The sequence below is a fragment of the Peribacillus phoenicis genome, assembly GCF_047238085.1.
In the GTDB taxonomy this organism is placed as follows: Bacteria; Bacillota; Bacilli; order Bacillales; family DSM-1321; genus Peribacillus.
This window is the reverse complement of record NZ_JBDFMF010000001.1, coordinates 4,809,246-4,829,899: the sequence shown is the minus strand read 5'-3', so window position 1 is coordinate 4,829,899 and position 20,654 is coordinate 4,809,246. Positions and strand designations below refer to the sequence as shown.

The window sequence follows — 20,654 nt, the reverse complement described above, 5'->3', positions numbered from 1 at the left end:
GGGAAATTGATTGGCAAAAAACTTGATAATCATTTAAACTGAAACTACTCTATTTTTCTCTTATAAAGGAGATGAAAAAATGATTAAATTTCTTTCTGCCCTTTTCCTTCCTTGTCTACTTGTCATGCTATTTTCAAGAGTCACCTATAACAATGTCGTGGGCCTTGTTTTAACTGTTGCCTTGATTACAGCTTCCGCATATAAAGGTTATACGCATACAAACTTATTGATCATCGTCGATGCCTTATCCCTGACAGTGGGATTTTGGTTATCAAAAAGAATGATGAAACGTACATCCAAGAGCGCCTGACACAAAAGGTGCTTTTTTTGTACCCAAACTTGTCATTCCCCTCAACACATCATGAAGTCCATAAAACAAAAATAGAATGGATGTTCGCTTATTGCTGGTTTGTTTTAAGGCTATTGTGGTAGAATGTGTATATATGCTTTATCAAACCGGAATAAATAGAAGGGATATAGGCATGTCCCGTTTTCATATAAAAATATTTCAATAGGAGGCTATGCTTGGTGAAGGATAAGTTTGAGTTAGTCTCAAAATACTCTCCTCAAGGAGATCAGCCGGCAGCGATTGAAATGCTGGTCGAAGGGATTAAGGAAGGCAAGGAAATGCAGACGTTATTGGGGGCAACGGGGACAGGGAAAACATTCACCGTTTCCAATGTGATTCAAAGAATCAATAAACCGACTCTTGTCATTGCCCACAATAAAACGTTGGCAGGGCAGCTTTATAGTGAGTTCAAAGAGTTCTTCCCTAATAATGCCGTTGAGTACTTCGTTAGCTATTATGATTACTACCAGCCAGAGGCTTATGTTCCATCCACGGATACATTCATCGAAAAAGATGCAAGCATCAATGATGAAATCGATAAACTGCGTCACTCGGCAACCTCGTCCTTGTTCGAAAGGAAAGATGTCATCATCATTGCCAGTGTTTCGTGCATATATGGACTCGGTTCTCCTGAAGAGTACCGGGAGATGGTCGTTTCCCTCCGAACAGGAATGGAAATAGACCGGAATGCCTTGCTGCACAGACTCGTGGATATTCAATATGAACGTAATGATATTGCTTTCCAACGGGGGACCTTCCGCGTTCGCGGCGACGTGGTCGAAATTTTCCCGGCCTCACGTGATGAACATTGCGTACGGGTAGAGTTTTTCGGGGATGAGATTGACCGTATTCGTGAAGTCGATGCCCTGACTGGCGAAATTACCGGTGAACGAGATCATATCGCCATTTTCCCGGCTTCCCACTTCGTAACCCGCGAAGAGAAAATGCGGATAGCCATTCAAAATATCGAAACGGAACTGGAAGAGCGATTGAAGGAATTAAGGGAAGATGAAAAACTCCTTGAAGCGCAGCGCTTGGAGCAGCGGACCCGTTATGATCTGGAAATGATGCGGGAAATGGGCTTTTGTTCAGGGATCGAGAACTATTCCCGCCATTTAACCCTTCGTCCCTCAGGTGCAACACCATACACTTTAATAGATTACTTTCCAGAGGACTTCCTATTGGTTGTGGATGAATCACACGTAACCCTTTCGCAGATCCGCGGAATGTTCAATGGAGATCAGGCGCGTAAGCAAGTGCTCGTCGATCATGGCTTCCGTCTGCCGTCTGCAAAAGATAACCGGCCGCTAAGGTTTGAAGAATTTGAAAAAAAGGTCCATCAATCCATATTCGTTTCGGCAACTCCGGGACCATATGAACTCGAACATACGCCAGAAATGGTTCAGCAGATCATCCGTCCTACCGGATTGCTGGATCCGACGGTAGAAGTGCGGCCGATTGAAGGGCAGATAGATGACCTGATCGGTGAAATACAGGAGCGCGTTAAAAAGAATGAGCGTGTGCTCATAACGACCTTGACGAAAAAGATGTCTGAAGATTTAACTGATTATTTAAAGGAAATCGGCATCAAGGTCCAATATCTTCATTCGGAAGTGAAGACCTTGGAAAGGATAGAAATCATCCGGGAACTCCGAATGGGCAAATATGATGTACTCGTTGGAATCAACCTTTTAAGGGAAGGCCTGGATATTCCGGAAGTGTCGTTAGTGACCATTCTGGATGCCGATAAGGAAGGGTTCCTTCGCTCGGAACGTTCGCTTATTCAAACGATGGGCCGTGCAGCCCGTAATGCCAACGGCCATGTCATCATGTATGCAGACCGCATCACGAATTCGATGGAACTTGCCATCAATGAAACGAGGCGGCGCCGTGAAATCCAGGAGAAGTATAATAAAAAGCATGGAATAATGCCTCAAACCATTCAAAAGGATATCCGTGACTCCATAAGGGCGACTCATGTAGCCGAAGAAGGCGAAGAGTATAAGGAAGATCTTGCACCAAGCCTTGCGAAGCTCCCTAAAAAAGAGCGTTTAAAAGTGATGGCAAGCATGGAAAAAGAAATGAAGGAAGCGGCAAAGGCACTGGACTTCGAGCGAGCTGCCGAGCTGCGTGATTTATTACTAGAGTTAAAAGCGGAAGGGTGACGAAACATGGCAATGGATAAAATTGTGATAAAAGGCGCCAGGGCCAACAATTTAAAGAATATTGATATCACGATACCGAGAGACAAACTTGTTGTGCTGACCGGATTATCCGGATCTGGGAAGTCTTCCTTGGCTTTTGATACGATTTATGCAGAAGGGCAAAGACGTTATGTAGAATCACTGTCCGCTTATGCTCGTCAATTCTTAGGCCAAGTGGATAAACCGGATGTCGATGCGATCGAAGGTTTGTCACCAGCCATTTCCATAGACCAGAAAACGACCAGTCGGAATCCTCGTTCAACCGTAGGGACTGTTACGGAGATCTATGATTATTTAAGGCTGTTATTTGCACGGGTCGGCAGGCCGACCTGTCCGATCCATAATATTGAAATCACCTCACAAACGATCGAACAAATGGTGGACCGCATTCTTGATTACCCTGAGCGAACCAAGCTTCAAGTATTGGCACCGCTAGTCTCAGGCAGAAAAGGGACACATGCGAAGGTTTTGGAGGAAGTTAAGAAACAAGGATATGTCCGCATTCGTGTGAACGGGGAAATGCATGATCTCAGCGATGAGATCACTCTCGAAAAAAATAAAAAACATTCGATTGAAGTCATCATAGACCGGATCGTCATTAAAGAGGGTATCATGGCCAGGCTTGCAGATTCATTGGAAAGTGCTTTGCAGCTTGGCGAAGGCAAAGTCATCATTGACGTCATGGGTGAGGAAGAGCTGCTGTTCAGTGAACATCATGCTTGTCCATACTGCGGATTTTCGATTGAAGAGTTAGAGCCTAGAATGTTTTCCTTCAATAGTCCGTTTGGGGCCTGCCCGGATTGTGATGGCTTGGGGGCAAGGCTTGAGGTGGACCGTGATCTGGTCATCCCGAATAACGAATTAAGCCTCCGTCAACATGCAATTGCGCCATGGGAGCCGACGAGTTCTCAATATTATCCTCAGCTCCTTGAAGCGGTGGCAAACCATTATGGGATAGATATGGATGTGCCCGTTAAAGATTTACCGGAAGAGAAGATGGATAAGGTCTTGCTTGGTTCAGGTAAAGATAAGATATATTTCCGGTATAAAAATGATTTTGGAAGAGTGCAAGAAGGATATATTCCTTTTGAAGGAGTTTTAAGAAACATCGAAAGGCGCTTCAAGGAGACGAGTTCTGACTTTATTCGTGAGCAAATGCAGAAATACATGTCAGAACATCACTGTCCAACCTGTAAGGGTCATCGATTGAAAAAAGAGAGTCTTTCCGTGCTCATTCAAGGTGTCCATATAAGTGAAACGACAGCTTTATCAGTGGAGGATGCGTTAGTATTTTTCGATAAGCTTGATTTGACTGAAAAAGAAGCTGCAATTGCGAGATTGATTTTACGTGAAATTCGTGAGCGGCTTGGTTTCCTGGCTAATGTAGGTTTGGAATATTTGACGTTGAGCAGGGCAGCGGGAACATTATCAGGCGGTGAAGCGCAGCGTATAAGATTGGCGACACAGATCGGTTCCCGATTGACGGGAGTCCTATATATTTTGGATGAACCTTCAATAGGACTGCATCAGAGGGATAACGATCGATTGATCGAAACATTGAAGAATATGCGCGAAATCGGCAACACACTCATTGTTGTCGAGCATGATGAAGATACGATGATTGCTGCGGATTATTTGATCGATGTTGGTCCTGGAGCAGGAGCGCATGGAGGGGAAATAGTGGCCGCTGGAACTCCGGAAGAGGTCATGAATAATCCTAAATCCTTAACGGGGCAATATTTAGCAGGGAAGAAATTCATTCCATTGCCTTTGGAACGCCGGAAAAATGATGGCCGTGTCATTGAGATAAAAGGTGCCAAGGAAAATAATTTAAAAAACGTTAATGTGAAATTCCCGCTTGGGGTCTTTACAGCCGTAACGGGAGTCTCGGGATCAGGGAAAAGTACATTGGTGAATGAGATCCTCCATAAGTCATTGGCTCAAAAGCTGAACCGGGCAAAAGCCAGACCAGGCGATTTCCGTGAAATCAAGGGAATTGAGCATTTAGATAAAGTCATTGATATTGACCAATCACCAATCGGCAGGACCCCACGATCCAATCCAGCTACCTATACGGGTGTATTCGATGATGTTCGTGACGTGTTTGCCTCGACTAATGAAGCTAAGATCCGCGGTTATAAAAAAGGAAGGTTCAGTTTCAATGTGAAGGGCGGACGCTGTGAGGCATGCCGCGGTGATGGCATTATCAAGATTGAAATGCATTTTCTCCCAGATGTCTATGTCCCATGTGAAATCTGTCATGGTAAACGTTATAACCGGGAAACTCTAGAAGTGAAATATAAAGGGAAAAACATATCCGACATTCTCGATATGACAGTCGAGGAAGGCGTTAGTTTCTTTGAAAATATCCCAAAAATCAAACGGAAGCTACAAACGATTTATGACGTTGGTTTGGGTTATATCAAGCTCGGACAGCCTGCCACCACTTTATCAGGCGGTGAAGCGCAAAGGGTGAAACTTGCTTCTGAATTGCATCGCCGATCCACTGGGCGCTCCTTCTATATCTTGGATGAACCAACTACCGGTCTACATGTCCACGATATAGCAAGGCTGCTCCAGGTTCTGCAGCGGCTGGTTGACAATGGGGATACCGTTTTGGTGATCGAGCATAATCTGGATGTCATCAAGACGGCGGACCATATTATTGACCTGGGACCGGAAGGCGGAGATAAGGGCGGTACGATCGTCACTTATGGAACACCTGAAAAAATATGTGAAGTTTCCGAATCGTACACGGGGAAATACTTAAAACCTGTACTTACCCGTGATCAAATCCGCATGGAAAATTGGATTGAAGAAAAAGAAACGGAGCATGAACATGCTTAAAAGAACAAGCCATCAGGCTTGTTTCAGTTTGGAACCCAAATCCGGAATGGTCTGATCCTAACCATGATTTTAAAACAAAACTTGATTATCCTTAGTGGTTTTTTACGGTAATCCTTAATGGATTGAAGAAATTTGCGACACTCCTGCCGAATAGCTGGCTAGCCAAGACCCCACAGCCGCTTGCGGTGAGGAGGCTTGGCAGACAGTCGGCGTAAAGGGAGCGGATTTCTGAAATCAATGGAACGGGTTTTTATAAAAAAACTGCAGGCAAACTCGTTTTCTTCGAATTTGTCTATAGTCTGGAACAAGCCATCTGGCTTGTTTTTTTGTAGAAAAATGACGGTGTGCATTTAATCAATCATTTGATTAAAGAATAGGAAAAGGAGATATTTCCGGGGAAATCATACATCTTCCTTTTCGGAAATTGTCATTTTCCTTTGTCGAATGATGGGAAAAACGGTATTTATGAAACTTTTTAGATATCTAGGCGTATGTATGAATAAAATAATAGAAGAAAGCGAGGAATGTTCATGCAGGAGGAAAGAAAGAAGATTTTAGAAATGATTCAGGATGGAAAGTTATCAGCGGAAGAAGCCATGGGCCTTTTGGAAGAATTAGAAAAAGCCAGTCAGGAAAGTGAAGCTAAGGAGCAGAAATTGCAAAACGAATTATCGACGGTAGTCGTGGATAAGAAAAGCGAAGGAAGCACTCAGGATACGTTTAAAAAGAATATCCAGTCATCGAAAGAAAAGATTATTGATTTCGTTGAAAGTGCTTTTAAGAAAATCAAAGAAACGGATCTTGATTTCAATTTCGGGAAATCTGTGGAGGTCAGTCATATTTTTCAGCATGATCATGATTTCCTGGATGAGGTTGATGTAGATATAGCAAATGGGAAAATAAAAATCGCCGCATGGGACCATAATGATGTCCGGGTTGAATGCCAAGCTAAGGTATACCGTGTGGAAGAAATAGAAGAAGCCAGGAAAAACTTTTTGGAAGAAGTCGATTTCACGATTGAAAATGGAAAATTGAAGTTCAAGGTTCGTGAAAAATCCATAAAGGTTGATACGATCATGTACATTCCAAGGAAGGAATATGAGGACATTCATGTAAGGATGTTCAATGGCGCAATCACGACTGAATCACTGAAATCAGAGAAGCTTAAAGCGAAAACGGCGAATGGTGCCATTCATATCATGCAGGGTACGGGTGATTTCTGTGAGCTTGAAACAGGTAATGGGATGATCACCATTTCAGATACCAACTTTAATGACTTGGAAGCCGAGACCCTGAATGGAGCGATTAATGCCGATGGATACTTCAAGAAATTGGATGTCCAAACGTTCAATGGGGAAATCATCTGTACGAATTCAGGGATGGATTGCGATTCGATCCATGCTAAGTCAGTCACAGGAAAAGTCCAGCTGACCCTGCCGCCAGGTAAGGCGATCGAAGGAGAATTGAAATCAAATTTAGGAAGCTTTAATGTAACTTTGGAAGGGATGACAATCATCGAAGAGAAAAGTGATGTGGTTCAGAAGGTCCTTAAGTTTAAGACGGTTAAAGAAGTGGTTCCTGTGCTTCATGTTTTTGCAGAAACCAAGACTGCAGCGATAACGGTTTCCTGAAGAAAGGGAAAACCCGTTGATACCACTGGCGGCTCAAACTGTAGGCAAACTCGATGGAAAACGAGTTTGCCTGCATTTTTTTATGGCTTGTTCTCTAAATTTAATAACAAGGATGATTGAAGAGGAAGGTACGAGACTCCTGCTTAGAAAAGCGCGTCTAGGGGAGACCCCGCAGGCGCAAGCCGAGGAGGCTCCACGACCGCCCGCGGAAAGCGAGTTTCTTGAGCGGAAATCAACATCCAATTTGTATCGAAACCATACCTCAGGAGTTGCTTTGGAGTTGGTTCGGGAACATCATTTGATGAAAGATACGTTTCCAATCCCTTTTGTCTGCAAAGTGAGCCTGCCAATATAAATGGGGGGCTTTCTTTTATTGATGTAATGTTCCTCTCATCCTTTCCTGTTCACGTGGCCAATCCGGGTGGAGTGAATAAAAAAACAATAAATCGATAATGCTTTGTTTGGTTATTAACAGAAAAATGCTAAAATAGAAAAAGTATCTCAAAAAATAGCATCGCTCCTAAAGGAGGAAAGATATATGGCAAAAGTCCGTACAAAGGATATAGTAGAAGCGTTCGGTCTAGAACTTATCAGTGGGGAAGAAGGAATTAACAGACCGATCGTCACGAGTGATTTATCTCGTCCCGGACTTGAAATAGCCGGTTTTTTTGATTATTATCCCGCAGATCGAGTACAGCTTTTAGGTATGACGGAGATGTCCTTTTTTAATCGGCTGAATGAACCGGATCGAGTACAGAGGATGGAAGAGTTATGCAGGGACTTTACTCCAGGCATCATCATTACGCGTGGTCAGGAAGTACCGATAGAATTGATCGAAGCTTCTGAGCGGGAATCCGTTCCTGTGATGAGATCTAATATGAAGACAACAAGGTTATACAGCCGTCTGACCAATTTCCTGGAAAGCAGGTTGGCACCAACCACTGCCGTTCATGGTGTATTGGTGGATATCTATGGGTTAGGTGTGTTGATCACCGGGAAAAGCGGCGTCGGTAAAAGTGAGACAGCCCTGGAATTAGTGAAACGGGGTCATCGTCTCGTAGCAGATGACTGCGTCGAAATCAGGCAGGAAGACCAAGATACGCTGGTCGGGAATGCCCCGGATTTAATCGAACATCTTCTAGAAATAAGAGGATTGGGAATCATTAATGTAATGACACTTTTTGGAGCTGGCGCAGTCCGCAGCAATAAAAAGATCTCAATCGTCATCAATCTGGAACTATGGGAAAAAAACAAGCAGTATGACCGGGTTGGCCTTGATGAAGAAAAAATGAAGATCATCGATACGGAAGTAACGAAAATTACCGTGCCTGTCCGTCCAGGGCGAAATTTAGCTGTCATCATTGAAGTGGCAGCCATGAATTACCGCCTGAAGCGTATGGGAGTAAATGCAGCGGAACAGTTTTCTGATCGCTTGAACCATGCAATTGCAGATCCGGAACATGATGAATTTTAAAAGGTTATAAGAAAAGAGGGGACAAAATGGAACAAGGAATACAGCCGCTGAATCCAATTGCGATAGATTTAGGTCCCATCCAGGTACATTGGTATGGACTAATCATCGGTTTCGGTGTGTTATTGGGTCTTATTATCGCTTTAAGGGAATCTGAGCGAAGAGGTCTTGATAAGGAAATTTTTACTGACATGATTTTGTTTGCTGTCCCAATCGCGATCATTAGTGCACGTATTTATTATGTGATTTTCCAATGGGAGTACTATTCACAAAACCCAGGAGATATCATAAAAATATGGAATGGCGGAATTGCCATACATGGTGCGTTGATCGGGTCGGTACTGACTGCAATCGTGTTTGCCAAGGTCAAGAAAGTCTCATTTTGGAAGCTGGCGGATATTGCTGCACCGAGCTTATTGTTGGGGCAGGCGATTGGCCGTTGGGGTAATTTCATGAATCAGGAAGCGCATGGGGGAGAAATAACAAGGTCATTCCTGGAAAATATGCATTTGCCAGAATTCATCATTAATCAAATGTACATAAACGGTACGTATTATCACCCGACCTTTTTGTATGAATCGATTTGGAATATCGTCGGTGTCATTATTCTCTTAAGTTTACGGAAAGTGAACTTGCGCAGGGGGGAACTATTTTTAACCTATGTAATATGGTATTCCATCGGCCGTTATTACATTGAAGGTTTGCGGACGGATAGTTTGATGCTGACGGAATCACTGCGTATCGCACAAGTGATCTCGATTGTGTTGGTAGCAGCAGCCATTGCTTTAGTGGTCTATAGAAGGGTCCGTGGGCATGCAGACAAAAGATATTTAGATGCATAGGGAATATGTGTAAAGGGAGAGGGCATAGTGATAGTGGATTCGGTTAAAAAGGGACTTCTTTCAGGCTTGAATACAACCTGGTCTTTGGGAAAAGTGATATTTCCAGTTACTCTGATCGTTACTGTGCTTCAATATACACCTGTTTTGCCATTCATCATTAACTTGATAGCGCCTTTGATGAATCTCATCGGTCTTCCAGGAGATGCGGCAATTCCGCTCGTGTTAGGTAATTTCCTGAATTTGTACGCAGCGATCGCTGGCATATTAACGCTTGATTTGACTGTGAAAGAAGTTTTCATTATCGCTATGATGCTATCTTTTTCACATAATTTATTGATCGAGTCAGGTGTGGCGATGAAAACCGGTGTCAAGCTGTGGATCATCCTGACAGTACGGATCGGGCTTGCGCTTTTGTCAGCGGTCGTCATCAATCTTGTTTGGCAGGGCGGATCTGAAATGGCCCAAGGAGTGGCTATCGGGGAGGCAGCAGAGATTAACGGAGCGGGTGCAATCCTATTACATGGGATCATCCAGGCCCTTTCCGGAATTGCTCAGCTGGCAGTTATCGTTATTCCGCTCATGGTGGCGGTTCAAATCATGAAAGATTTAAAATGGCTGGAAGCCTTCTCGAAAGCCCTTGCACCCTTCATGAAGGTCCTGGGGATGAAGCCGAATGCTTCCATGCCTTTCGTTACAGGCCTGACTCTCGGTTTGGCATATGGGGCAGGGGTGATGATTCAAGCGGCTAAAGAGGATAATGTTTCGAAGAAGGATATGACGATTGCATTCATCTTTTTAGTTGCCTGCCATGCTGTTGTAGAAGATACACTGATTTTTATTCCGCTGGGGATTCCTGTCTTGCCGTTATTACTTATTCGGATACTCACTGCCATTGTTTTAACGATGGTCGTTGCGTATATATGGAATCGGGCTGACAGGGTACAGAGAAAGGAAGCTGTATATGAACAGTAACATAACTACATTATTATTTGATCTTGATGGGACGTTAATCAATACAAATGAATTGATCATCGCCTCTTTTACAGAAACGTTAAACCACTTTTGTCCTGGAAAGTTCAATCGGGAAGATATCATTCCATTTATCGGACCGACTTTGTTCGATACTTTCTCTTCCATTGATCCAAAACGAGTGGATGAAATGATCGCTTACTATCGGGAGCATAATTGGAGGAACCATGATTTGCTTGTCACACAATTTGACGGTGTGTTCGAAACCGTTCAAACATTGAAGCAGAGCGGCTATAAATTGGCAGTCGTTACGACAAAGAAGCGTGATGTCGTCGAAAAGGGCCTCTGTTTAAGCAAACTGGATCAATTCTTTGATGTGGTGGTCACACTGGATGAGGTGGAAAAAGCAAAGCCGGATCCAGAGCCTTTGGTAAAAGCTTTAAATCAACTCGGTTCGGTTCCTGAAGAAGCGATCATGATTGGCGACAGTTATCATGATATTCTGGGCGGGAAGAACACAGGTACAAAAACGGCAGGCGTCTCATGGTCCATTAGAGGCCGTGAATTCCTGGAAAGCTATCATCCTGATTATATGCTTGAACAGATGGCGGATTTATTGAATATCATTGAGGTTGAAAAGCTCACGGAGGCTAGAAAATGAGACGCACGTCCCGCTATCCAGTTGAAGGGGCTAATTCACTATGGCATGTATATAAGACCGTTCCATTCTGGAAAGTCGTCAAGAATTTTGTGGTGATACAGCTAGCGCGTTATACGCCTTTTCTGGGCATGAAGAATTGGCTGTACAGGACTTTTTTACATATGAAAGTCGGGAAGCATACTTCGTTTGCCTTGATGGTCATGCCCGATGTGATGTTTCCGGAAAAAATATCAGTTGGAAGAAATACTGTCATTGGCTATAATACGACGATTCTTGCTCATGAATATTTGATTCAGGAATATCGTTTAGGAGATGTAGTCATTGGGGATGAAGTATTGATTGGAGCCAATTCGACCATTCTTCCAGGACTTTCAATCGGAAATGGGGCGATTGTCTCTGCAGGTACACTTGTCCATAAGGATGTTCCAGAGGGAGCTTTCGTCGGGGGAAATCCAATGAAAATCATATATACCAAAGAAGAAATGCTTGAAAGGGAGCAGCAAACTTCCTTGTGAAAAAAAGGACTTGCCCATATATGCGGCAGGTCCTTTTTAATGGCATTTTGGGTATAACGGAGTCAGTTCATTCTTTAGATGCTCCATGACTTCGTTGATTGATATATATTCCTGGTTCACCGTCGCCTCATACGTTTCTTTTAAAACACGAAAAAACCTTTCCTGTGCCTGTTTATCCATATTGAGCTTGTCCTCCTATCATCTATTAAAGATTTATGAAGAGGGGGCTGAAAAACTTCAGCCCCATATCTCATTTATTTAATTCCGATTTCAATAAATCGGCAACCAATACGTACCGTTCCGGTGCACTACCAATATATGAAAAAGGATAGCAGGTTGTTACTGTAAGTGTGGCTTTAGGCTTGGGAACGATCACGGTCCGGTCATTTGCATCGACGATACGAACCTTCCTCACTTTATATGTAAACGTACCGGCTTCTGTCTTCGCAATCAGCAAGTCGCCTTCGCCAACTTCGCCTAGATCTCTGAAAATTGTATCTCGGTGACCGGATAAAACGGAATTATCCTTTTCACCTGGGAGGACGGAGCCCGCATAATGACCGACGCCCTTTTCGAGTTCATCTTCGTCCGTTCCGTGATAAATTGGGAGTGTTGCTTCAATTTTTGGAATATAGAGCTTACCCATCAAATCACCTGTCTCCGGTCGTTCTTCATATAGTTCAAGCCCATCGGGAATATTTGCCTTCGCCTTCGGTTCGGGGAGCTTAGCCGTCGCTTCCGTTGTGTCAGATTCATCCCATTTATACAGGGCATAGCCTTTTAACACTGTATAGGCGTTTGTCGTTGTAAAATAAAAACCTAAGGTTAAAAAGCAAACAGCAGTGACAAGTAACGATTTTTTCTTATGCCTGGATTGCCTATTTTTGCTCATCTTAATTAGTGAGTCTCGCTTTTCTGATCAATCCGAAAGCGATACCCATCAACACTAAACCGATTAAAGCACCGAATAAGTAATGACCGGCCGTTTTAGGAAGCACTCCGCCTTTTTCCGTTTTGTGTTTAGGTTTTGCGGGTTTCTTCTTTTCTTTTTTTACCTCAACCACTTGAGAAATGACCTTGGTGGACTGTTTAATGTCATTACCGGTTTCTTTCACTAAATCGGAACCGATCATTTTACCTGTCAATATAAAATCGAGCAAAAAATTGCCGTTTAAATCATAAATGGAAACTAGTAAACTAGCATTCGTTAATTCCTTAAGCTGGAATAAAGCCTCAAGGGATAGGTTTGTCGTGACACCATCCTGAATTAAGGCGAACTTGAATTGAATTTGCAGCAAGCTTTGAAGATCATTATAAATAGAAAGCAATTCAGCCACTTGTTCTGCAGACAATTCATCAATTGTTTCAAAATACTCAAGTTGATTCATTCTATCGGAGATCGTCATTAAACGAGCTTCAAAAGAAGGGTCTTCGATGATAGGCAAAAGATGGTTCATGAATCTGTCGAGCTCTTCGTCTGTTAGACCGATCTCAGTAAAGAGGCCATCCATTAAATCGATGATCTCTTCATCATAATTCATCTCTTCCTCATCATAATCCATTTCTAAATCGATGATATCCTCAATGTCGTAAATGAAATGGAAGGTATCGATGATGGAATCTCCCTCTTCCAGTTCGCCGTATTCTATTAATAATTCCTTAAGTTCAGCTTCTGTCATTTCATATTGTTTAAGTAGATTCTGTAAGGTCTCAGGAGTGACGGCCGGTCCTAATGTATCACGCAACTCTTCTACCGATTTCAGTTCATTCAATGTTAAGTCGTAATAGGATAAATACTCTTCCAATTCATCTTGTGTCATTCTAACTTCAGAAAGGTATGCATTAAGCTCATCCTGATTGATCTTAGTTGCGGCAAAACCAATCGTTCCGCTTGAACCCAGTGAAAAAAGAACGATAAGTGCCACAAAAAATGAAAAATATTTCTTCATTCCCATTTCCCCCTAAAATTTTATAATATTACCAAACCCCTGAATATTATAAAACAGCTAAACCAAAAGGTATACATTAATAACAATGAATGGCTAAAGATAGGAAGAATCATCTGGGTAAAAAGGTATAATTCCTTGCATTTGGACTTAAATCGATCATGAAGAATATTAAAGATAGCTGTGGTTTGAAGTAATGGAATTAGGCATATTTTCCTTGACGTAAGATGGGAGCGAGAGTAAACTATTAGTAACTTCAACCTGCTACCATATTAGCGAACTAAAGTAATTTAATAGATTATTGTGAGTATTTATATGATTATGTCATTTTATTTGATACTATTTTTATATGTTATCCGAAATTTGGATTTAAGCGTGAAACCTTGGAAAGATAAAGGGATAAACAAAATAAGGAATGGATGCATCGGTTTTTGCCTACAGGCGGACCGATTGGATATAGATAGTAATCAATATTTCAAAAGGATGTGCAGTCGTGACAAAGCCATTTATGTTTGAAAAACCGTTAGGCATGAGAGATACATTGCCGGTGCTGTATGAAGCGAAAGTGTCGGCCAGAAATAAAATGAGTGATGAAATCAAGAAGTGGGGCTATCAATTTATTGAAACGCCTGCTTTGGAATATTATGAAACAATTGGCGAGGCTTCGGCAATATTGGATCAACAGTTGTTTAAACTTCTTGATTCACAGGGGCATACGCTCGTACTCCGTCCCGAGATGACAGCCCCCATTGCACGGGTCGCAGCATCCAAATTGTTAAAAGAGCAAATTCCGCTTCGCCTGGCCTATTCCGCGAATGTATACCGGGCACAGCAGCGTGAAGGAGGCAGGCCGGCAGAATTCGAACAGATTGGTATTGAGTGCATCGGAAATAAGGCCATTAGTGCCGATGCTGAAATGATTGCCCTGCTTGCGGATGCTCTAAAGGCTGCCGGGCTTCAGGAATTTAAAATTTCCATTGGGCATATTGGGTTTCTGCAGGAATTTTTCTTGAGCATTCTAGGTACGGAGGAAAGAGCCTCTATATTAAGGAAGTTTTTGTATGAAAAGAATTATGTTGGTTATCGCGAGCATGTTAAATCACTGCCGCTTTCATCCATAGATAAACAACGGCTTATCGAATTTACCTCATTAAGGGGCAGTGAAGGGACCCTAATAAAGGCGCTGGGGTTGGTTGAAAATAATAAAGGGCAGGATTCTTTGGCTGAACTGAAGGAATTGTCTGCACAGCTGAAAGAATTTGGCGTTGAACAATATGTGAGCTTTGATTTAACATTGGTCAGTCATATGAGCTATTACACAGGAACTTTATTTGAAGTGTATGCCGGACAAGTAGGTTCGCCAATCGGCAATGGCGGCCGGTATGATAATCTGCTCGAGAAGTTCGGTTGGAATGCTTCGGCCACAGGTTTTGCAATCCGGGTGGATCGTCTTGCAGAAGCTCTTGGGGAGCCGATCCAGCCTGTCGCGCCAGAATGTATTTTATACAGTCCCGAACGAAGATTGGAAGCCATTGAATTTGCAAGAATTAAACGCTCTGAAGGAAAATTGGTAACGATTCAAGATATTACGGTCGTCCAAAATGTCGATGCCTTTACACGGACATTTTCTGAAGTTCATTTATTCGTAGGGAATGGGGGGTATGGAAAAGATGAATAATAGCTTTTTAACGATTGCCATGCCGAAAGGAAGAATCTTTGAAGAAGCGGCAGAGCTATTAAGAAGGGCCGGTTTTCGTCTCCCTCCCGAGTTTGATGATTCCCGGAAATTGATCCTTGAAGTGGAAGAGGAAAATCTGCGGTTCATTTTAGCTAAACCGATGGATGTCGTAACCTATGTGGAACACGGCGTCGCTGACATTGGAATTGCAGGAAAGGATGTCATGTTAGAGGAAGAACGTGATGTCTATGAGTTACTTGATTTGAAAATCAGTGCCTGCTATTTAGCTGTAGCTGGACTGCCTGGTACGAAAATAAGTGACATCGCCCCTAAAATAGCCAGTAAATATCCGAATGTTGCCTCCAGTTATTTTCGTGAGCAGGGGGAGCAAGTCGAGATTATAAAGTTGAATGGGTCTATTGAGTTAGCACCGTTAATTGGTTTAGCTGAACGAATCGTCGATATCGTTTCAACGGGGCGGACATTGAAGGAAAACGGTCTTGTGGAATATGCAAAAATCGCCAATGTGACTTCGAGGCTGGTGGCAAACCCTGTCAGCTATCGAATTAAAGAAGCAAGGATTACCGAAATCGTGGAACGGCTAGCAGAAATTATTGAATAGTTAAGAATCGCTAATGAGGTGAAGGTATGAAAATAGAACGGTTTGCTGAAGGGATTTCACTGAAACGCTCGGTTGATGCAGGTACTGCCGATCAAAGAAAAGCGGTTCAGGATATTATTTATGATGTCAGGAAAAGCGGAAACGCCGCTTTACATACCTATACCGAACGTTTCGATGGTGTCAGTGCAGGGGAATTACTTGTATCGGAACAGGAAATGGAAGAAGCGACAGCATCCTTAACTGCTGAGCAGCTTGATATTATACAAGAAGCCGCGAATAATATTCGAATGTTTCACGAGAAACAAATTCGAAATTCATGGTTTACGACTGATGATACGGGAACGATGCTAGGACAAAAATTAACACCTCTTGATGCTGTAGGTGTTTATGTACCTGGGGGCACAGCGGCCTATCCTTCCTCAGTACTGATGAATGCGTTGCCTGCGAAGGCCGCGGGGGTGGAACGGATCGTTATGGTGTCTCCGCCAGGGAAGGATGGAAAATTATCGCCAGCAGTTTTGGCAGCTGCCAAAATTGCCGGAGTTAAGGAAATCTATAAAGTTGGCGGGGCACAGGCAATAGCTGCTCTAGCTTATGGGACGGAAACGATTAAGAAAGTGGATAAAATAGTGGGTCCAGGAAATATATATGTGGCGTTAGCGAAGCGGGAAGTATTCGGAGATGTCGCCATTGATATGATAGCAGGTCCAAGTGAAATAGCGATATTGGCGGACGAAACCGCCATCGCGGCAGAAGTTGCGGCAGACTTGCTGTCACAGGCGGAGCATGATGCCCGTGCTTGCAGTGTTTTGGTCACGACGTCAACGTCTCTTGCAGAAGAAGTGGCAGGAGAAGTGACCAAGCAGGTGGCGTTACTTCCACGCCATGATATTGCTGCAGCATCCATAAGGGATTATGGAAGGATCGTTGTATGCGGGAATATTGCGGAGGCTGTCGAAGCGATTAATGAACTTGCACCGGAACATTTGGAAATTGTGGCCAATGATGCACTTGAAATCATGGCAAAAATCCGGCATGCCGGGGCAATCTTCATTGGCCGCTTTAGTTCGGAGCCCGTCGGGGATTACTTTGCAGGCCCCAATCATGTGCTGCCCACCAATGGAACCGCCCGTTTTTCCAGCCCGCTGAATGTGGATGATTTCCAAAAGAAATCAAGCATCATCATGTATAGTGAAACGGCTTTCCGCAAAAATGCAGAAAAAATCGCAGCATTTGCCCGAATGGAAGGACTTGAGGCTCACGCCCGTGCCATTGAATCACGTGGTGTGAATGAGTCCGGGAAATAATCCTGAAATATTAAAATACGCGAAATCATTGATATAAAGACTTTTTTGACATGCTTTTACATCTTGGGAAAAGGGGTCTTACCCCGTTGAGGAGGAGTTGTAATGGAACGTTTTGCTAGTGTGGAGCGAAAGACGAATGAAACGGAAATAAGTTTGAAGTTTGGTGTGGATGGGGAAGGTAATTCCTCCATTAAGACGGGCGTTCCGTTTATGACGCATATGCTGGATTTGTTCACGAAACATGGGAAGTTTGATTTGACCGTAGATGCAAACGGAGATACAGACGTCGATGATCACCATACAACTGAAGATATTGGCATTTGCTTAGGTCAGACGTTATTGGAGGCCCTTGGAGACAAGCGAGGGATAAAGCGTTACGGAAATGCTTTCGTACCCATGGATGAAGCACTCGCACAGGTTGTCATCGATTTAAGCAATCGTCCGCATCTAGAGTTCCGGGCTGAGTTTCCTTCGCAAAAGGTGGGTACTTTCGATACTGAACTCGTGCACGAGTTTCTTTGGAAATTCGCTCTTGAAGCCAGGATGAACCTGCATGTAGTCGTTCATTACGGTCACAACACACATCATATGATCGAAGCAATATTCAAAGCGCTGGGACGTGCATTGGATGAAGCTACGACCATCGATCCACGTGTCAAAGGCATCCCTTCGACGAAAGGAATGTTGTAAATGATCGGGATCGTCGATTATGGCATGGGGAATTTATTTTCTGTAAGTAAAGGGCTTGAGCGCCTTGGTGCCGATTCATTCATTTCCGATGACCCAAAAGAACTTTCAAAGTCGAAAGGAATCATACTTCCCGGCGTTGGCTCTTTCAGGGATGCCATGAGTCTCTTGGAAAAACAAAAGCTGGATGAATTCCTGAGGGAATATGTAGCCGATGGAGGTTATCTATTAGGAATCTGCCTTGGTATGCAGCTTCTCTTTAATGAAAGTGAGGAAAATGGACCGGCTAAAGGATTATCCCTCATCCCGGGGAAAGTCGTTCGTTTTAAGGGAGTGGATGCGAATGACCAGATTTATAAAGTCCCGCACATGGGCTGGAATCGTCTTGAATTCAAACAAGCATCACCAGTGAATGAGGGACTGGAAGAGGAGCATGTTTATTTCGTCCATTCCTACTACGTCGATACCGATGAATCATTCGTCACTGCTTCGGCAAGGTATGATGTGGAAGTGCCTGCGATCGTCGGTAAAGGGAATGTGTTCGGCATGCAGTTCCATCCGGAAAAAAGCGGGAAGATGGGCATGTCACTGTTAAAAAATTATCTGTCATTAGTAGAAGGGAAGGAAGAAGCATGAGCAACTTTACTATTTACCCGGCGATTGATATGCGCGGAGGCAAATGCGTCCGCTTAATCCAGGGAGATTACAATCAGGAAACTGTTTATGGCGATTCCCCCTTCGATATGGCGAAAAGCTTTGCGGACCAAGGAGCCGATTGGATACATATGGTCGACCTTGACGGAGCTAAAGAGGGAGTACGCATCAATGATTCATACGTAATCAAAGCTGCAAGTGAGTTAGGGGCCCGCATTCAAATCGGCGGCGGCATCCGTACGGAACAGGATATAGCCCATTATCTGGATCATGGTGTGGAACGTGTCATTCTAGGCAGCACGGCCGTTTCAGACCCTGATTTCACTAAAGATATGATTAGGAAATATGGAAGCCATATCGCAATCGGGATCGATGCCAAGGATGGCAGGGTTGCCACTCATGGTTGGCTTCAAACGTCTGGGACCCTAGCGATAGATCTTGGTAAATTACTGGCCGATGCTGGTGCAGAGACATTTATCGTGACTGATATCGCGACGGATGGGATGCTTTCAGGTCCGAATGTGAAAGGTATATTGGCCATGGCGGAGGCAACCGGTAAAAACGTGATTGCTTCGGGCGGCATTAGTTCACTCGAAGACCTTATCACCCTCAAAGAGTATGAAGCCCAAGGCATTGCAGGGGCAATCATTGGCAAGGCGCTTTATACCAATCGCTTTACTGTAGAAGAAGCACTAGAAAAGGTGCGTGGTTAAATGCTCACTAAACGAATTATTCCATGTCTAGATGTAAAGGATGGGCGCGTAGTCAAAGGGATACAATTTGTTTCCCTTAGGGATGCAGGAGACCCGGTCGAACTTGCAGCCTTTTACGACCAAGAAGGGGCCGATGAGCTTGTCTTCCTGGATATTTCTGCATCACATGAAGGCAGGGAAACGATTGTCGACGTCGTTCAAGCGGTAGCGGGCAGCTTGGCAATCCCGTTCACGGTGGGCGGCGGCATTAATTCATTGGCGGATATGAAGAAGATCCTCCGAGCTGGTGCCGATAAGGTTTCCTTAAATACAGCAGCCATTCTGCGCCCTGATTTAATTAATGAAGGTGCTGATTATTTTGGTTCCCAATGTATCGTGGTCGCAATAGACGCCCGATATGAAGAAGAGCTCGGGTCATGGCGCGTATATACCCACGGCGGCCGGAAACCGACTGAATGGGAAGTGATCGAGTGGGCGAAGGAAGCCGTAATCCGCGGTGCAGGTGAAATACTATTGACAAGCATGGATTGTGACGGCGAGAAACAAGGGTTTAATATTGCTTTGACAAAAGCGGTATCTGAAGCCGTTTCGGTGCCGGTCATCGCCTCAGGCGGGGCTGGCAACGCTGAGCATTTCCAGGAAGCCTTCCAAAAAGGTAAAGCCGACGCAGCATTAGCCGCATCGATTTTTCATTATAAAGAAACATCCGTCAAAGAAGTCAAAGCGTTTCTCAAACAACAAGGAGTGGTTGTACGATGAATCTTGAAACTATTAAATACGACGAAAAAGGCCTGATACCGGCAATTATTCAAGATGCAGGAACCGGCGAAGTGCTGACACTTGCTTATATGAATCAAGAATCACTGCAATTGTCGATTGAAAAAGGTGAAACGGTATTCTTCAGCCGTTCGCGCAATGAATTATGGCATAAAGGAGCAACCAGCGGTAATACCCAGAAAATCATCGAAATGAAGTATGACTGCGATCAAGATGCATTGGTCATTCGGGTCGATCCTGCAGGTCCTGCGTGCCATACAGGGGCAACAAGCTGTTTCAGCGAAACCATTTACCAAAACAGTGAAGCCGGACAAGACGTGAAGGCGAATGTGACTTTCTTGACGGAATTGGAAAAATTGATTAAAAAAAGAAAATCGGAAATGCCTGAAGGTTCATATACTACCTACCTATTCGATAAGGGCGTTGATAAGATCCTGAAAAAAGTAGGTGAAGAAGCGGCAGAAGTGATCATTGCTGCTAAGAACCGCGATGCAGAGGAACTTTCGATGGAAAGTGCCGATCTCCTCTATCACTTATTCGTTCTTCTTCAGGAGCAGGAGTTGCCTTTCCAAGCAGTGCTTGATGTATTGAAGGCTAGACATGCCGATAAGGACGAACCGAAAGAAACCGAATGAATGGTGATTGCCCTCCGTAAATAGGAGGGCTCAGACTGAAGACAAACTCGATGAAAATCAAGTTTGTCTTCAGTTTTTTTATGGGTTGTACAATTTGGACGTTGATTACCGATCCAGGCACCCGCTTTCCGCGGGCGGTCCGCCCT

The 20,654-nt window shown here is 43.8% G+C and carries 20 protein-coding genes; 17 read left to right on the top strand and 3 right to left on the bottom strand.

All coding sequences use genetic code 11. From position 1 onward, the window contains the following. The first annotated feature begins 79 nt into the window (after positions 1-79). From ABC374_RS23985 to ABC374_RS23945, 9 genes are all read left to right on the top strand, one after another. Positions 80-310: a CsbA family protein gene (locus ABC374_RS23985; RefSeq protein ID WP_101223739.1), complete on the top strand. Its 231-nt coding sequence runs from the start codon at positions 80-82 to the stop codon at positions 308-310. A 218-nt stretch (positions 311-528) separates the two neighbouring features. Then, positions 529-2,514, top strand: a complete 1,986-nt coding sequence (gene uvrB, locus ABC374_RS23980) for an excinuclease ABC subunit UvrB (protein WP_413019960.1) — start codon at positions 529-531, stop codon at positions 2,512-2,514. A 6-nt stretch (positions 2,515-2,520) separates the two neighbouring features. Next, a complete protein-coding gene (gene uvrA, locus ABC374_RS23975; protein ID WP_413019959.1) occupies positions 2,521-5,400 on the top strand; it encodes an excinuclease ABC subunit UvrA in 2,880 nt (959 codons plus the stop codon). A gap of 530 nt (positions 5,401-5,930) precedes the next feature. Then, positions 5,931-7,031, top strand: a complete 1,101-nt coding sequence (locus ABC374_RS23970; protein ID WP_413019957.1) for a DUF4097 family beta strand repeat-containing protein — start codon at positions 5,931-5,933, stop codon at positions 7,029-7,031. 538 nt (positions 7,032-7,569) lie between these two features. Next, positions 7,570-8,505 (top strand): HPr(Ser) kinase/phosphatase, encoded by a 936-nt coding sequence (gene hprK / locus ABC374_RS23965; protein WP_137016681.1) that lies wholly within the window; start codon positions 7,570-7,572, stop codon positions 8,503-8,505. Positions 8,506-8,531: 26 nt separating this feature from the next. Continuing rightward, a complete protein-coding gene (gene lgt, locus ABC374_RS23960) occupies positions 8,532-9,344 on the top strand; it encodes a prolipoprotein diacylglyceryl transferase (RefSeq protein ID WP_241593123.1) in 813 nt (270 codons plus the stop codon). 27 nt (positions 9,345-9,371) lie between these two features. Next, complete coding sequence (locus ABC374_RS23955) at positions 9,372-10,316, top strand: nucleoside recognition domain-containing protein (RefSeq protein ID WP_350300547.1); 945 nt, start codon at positions 9,372-9,374, stop codon at positions 10,314-10,316. Next, on the top strand, positions 10,306-10,974 hold the full coding sequence (gene ppaX / locus ABC374_RS23950; protein WP_350300546.1) for a pyrophosphatase PpaX: 669 nt from the start codon (positions 10,306-10,308) through the stop codon (positions 10,972-10,974). Before ABC374_RS23955 ends, ppaX begins: the two co-directional genes overlap by 11 nt. Next, entirely contained in the window at positions 10,971-11,489 is a 519-nt protein-coding gene (locus tag ABC374_RS23945) for an acyltransferase (protein ID WP_101223732.1), read from the top strand. The genes ppaX and ABC374_RS23945 overlap by 4 nt, the downstream gene beginning before the upstream one ends. Positions 11,490-11,525: 36 nt before the next feature. Here the strand turns inward: ABC374_RS23945 and ABC374_RS23940 are convergent, their stop codons facing one another. From ABC374_RS23940 to ABC374_RS23930, 3 genes are all read right to left on the bottom strand, one after another. Continuing rightward, positions 11,526-11,669 (bottom strand): hypothetical protein, encoded by a 144-nt coding sequence (locus ABC374_RS23940; protein ID WP_230176162.1) that lies wholly within the window; start codon positions 11,667-11,669, stop codon positions 11,526-11,528. A 70-nt stretch (positions 11,670-11,739) separates the two neighbouring features. Next, positions 11,740-12,381: a class D sortase gene (locus ABC374_RS23935; RefSeq protein WP_413019955.1), complete on the bottom strand. Its 642-nt coding sequence runs from the start codon at positions 12,379-12,381 to the stop codon at positions 11,740-11,742. 1 nt (position 12,382) lies between these two features. Further along, complete coding sequence (locus tag ABC374_RS23930; RefSeq protein ID WP_413019954.1) at positions 12,383-13,438, bottom strand: processed acidic surface protein; 1,056 nt, start codon at positions 13,436-13,438, stop codon at positions 12,383-12,385. A gap of 490 nt (positions 13,439-13,928) precedes the next feature. On the opposite strand from ABC374_RS23930, the gene ABC374_RS23925 reads away from it, so the two are divergent. The 8 genes from ABC374_RS23925 to hisIE all read left to right on the top strand — a co-directional run bounded on the left by ABC374_RS23925 (position 13,929) and on the right by hisIE (position 20,508). Then, positions 13,929-15,113: an ATP phosphoribosyltransferase regulatory subunit gene (locus ABC374_RS23925; RefSeq protein ID WP_413019952.1), complete on the top strand. Its 1,185-nt coding sequence runs from the start codon at positions 13,929-13,931 to the stop codon at positions 15,111-15,113. Beyond that, positions 15,106-15,735, top strand: a complete 630-nt coding sequence (gene hisG, locus ABC374_RS23920; RefSeq protein ID WP_034311625.1) for an ATP phosphoribosyltransferase — start codon at positions 15,106-15,108, stop codon at positions 15,733-15,735. Before ABC374_RS23925 ends, hisG begins: the two co-directional genes overlap by 8 nt. Positions 15,736-15,761: 26 nt before the next feature. Further along, positions 15,762-17,042, top strand: a complete 1,281-nt coding sequence (gene hisD, locus ABC374_RS23915; protein WP_413019950.1) for a histidinol dehydrogenase — start codon at positions 15,762-15,764, stop codon at positions 17,040-17,042. 102 nt (positions 17,043-17,144) lie between these two features. Further along, entirely contained in the window at positions 17,145-17,732 is a 588-nt protein-coding gene (gene hisB, locus ABC374_RS23910) for an imidazoleglycerol-phosphate dehydratase HisB (RefSeq protein WP_063233950.1), read from the top strand. Further along, positions 17,733-18,365 (top strand): imidazole glycerol phosphate synthase subunit HisH, encoded by a 633-nt coding sequence (gene hisH / locus ABC374_RS23905; RefSeq protein WP_350300541.1) that lies wholly within the window; start codon positions 17,733-17,735, stop codon positions 18,363-18,365. It abuts the gene before it with no gap. Beyond that, complete coding sequence (gene hisA, locus ABC374_RS23900; RefSeq protein ID WP_137016664.1) at positions 18,362-19,096, top strand: 1-(5-phosphoribosyl)-5-[(5-phosphoribosylamino)methylideneamino]imidazole-4-carboxamide isomerase; 735 nt, start codon at positions 18,362-18,364, stop codon at positions 19,094-19,096. The genes hisH and hisA overlap by 4 nt, the downstream gene beginning before the upstream one ends. Beyond that, positions 19,097-19,855: an imidazole glycerol phosphate synthase subunit HisF gene (hisF, locus tag ABC374_RS23895; protein ID WP_350300540.1), complete on the top strand. Its 759-nt coding sequence runs from the start codon at positions 19,097-19,099 to the stop codon at positions 19,853-19,855. It begins immediately after the preceding gene. Beyond that, positions 19,852-20,508, top strand: coding sequence for a bifunctional phosphoribosyl-AMP cyclohydrolase/phosphoribosyl-ATP diphosphatase HisIE (gene hisIE, locus ABC374_RS23890; RefSeq protein WP_413019949.1), 657 nt, complete (start codon positions 19,852-19,854; stop codon positions 20,506-20,508). The genes hisF and hisIE overlap by 4 nt, the downstream gene beginning before the upstream one ends. Positions 20,509-20,654: the final 146 nt, after the last annotated feature.

What these genes read in the sequence shown, in the direction of transcription:
- hisD (WP_413019950.1), top strand. Translation starts at nt 15,762, where the DNA reads ATGAAAATAGAACGGTTTGCTGAAGGGATTTCACTGAAACGCTCGGTT.
- hisF (WP_350300540.1), top strand. Translation starts at nt 19,097, where the DNA reads ATGCTCACTAAACGAATTATTCCATGTCTAGATGTAAAGGATGGGCGC.
- ABC374_RS23945 (WP_101223732.1), top strand. Translation starts at nt 10,971, where the DNA reads ATGAGACGCACGTCCCGCTATCCAGTTGAAGGGGCTAATTCACTATGG.
- ABC374_RS23985 (WP_101223739.1), top strand. Translation starts at nt 80, where the DNA reads ATGATTAAATTTCTTTCTGCCCTTTTCCTTCCTTGTCTACTTGTCATG.
- ppaX (WP_350300546.1), top strand. Translation starts at nt 10,306, where the DNA reads ATGAACAGTAACATAACTACATTATTATTTGATCTTGATGGGACGTTA.
- uvrA (WP_413019959.1), top strand. Translation starts at nt 2,521, where the DNA reads ATGGCAATGGATAAAATTGTGATAAAAGGCGCCAGGGCCAACAATTTA.
- lgt (WP_241593123.1), top strand. Translation starts at nt 8,532, where the DNA reads ATGGAACAAGGAATACAGCCGCTGAATCCAATTGCGATAGATTTAGGT.
- hisIE (WP_413019949.1), top strand. Translation starts at nt 19,852, where the DNA reads ATGAATCTTGAAACTATTAAATACGACGAAAAAGGCCTGATACCGGCA.
- hisB (WP_063233950.1), top strand. Translation starts at nt 17,145, where the DNA reads ATGGAACGTTTTGCTAGTGTGGAGCGAAAGACGAATGAAACGGAAATA.
- hprK (WP_137016681.1), top strand. Translation starts at nt 7,570, where the DNA reads ATGGCAAAAGTCCGTACAAAGGATATAGTAGAAGCGTTCGGTCTAGAA.
- hisG (WP_034311625.1), top strand. Translation starts at nt 15,106, where the DNA reads ATGAATAATAGCTTTTTAACGATTGCCATGCCGAAAGGAAGAATCTTT.
- ABC374_RS23970 (WP_413019957.1), top strand. Translation starts at nt 5,931, where the DNA reads ATGCAGGAGGAAAGAAAGAAGATTTTAGAAATGATTCAGGATGGAAAG.
- ABC374_RS23930 (WP_413019954.1), bottom strand. Translation starts at nt 13,438, where the DNA reads ATGAAGAAATATTTTTCATTTTTTGTGGCACTTATCGTTCTTTTTTCA.
- hisA (WP_137016664.1), top strand. Translation starts at nt 18,362, where the DNA reads ATGAGCAACTTTACTATTTACCCGGCGATTGATATGCGCGGAGGCAAA.
- ABC374_RS23940 (WP_230176162.1), bottom strand. Translation starts at nt 11,669, where the DNA reads ATGGATAAACAGGCACAGGAAAGGTTTTTTCGTGTTTTAAAAGAAACG.
- ABC374_RS23935 (WP_413019955.1), bottom strand. Translation starts at nt 12,381, where the DNA reads ATGAGCAAAAATAGGCAATCCAGGCATAAGAAAAAATCGTTACTTGTC.
- hisH (WP_350300541.1), top strand. Translation starts at nt 17,733, where the DNA reads ATGATCGGGATCGTCGATTATGGCATGGGGAATTTATTTTCTGTAAGT.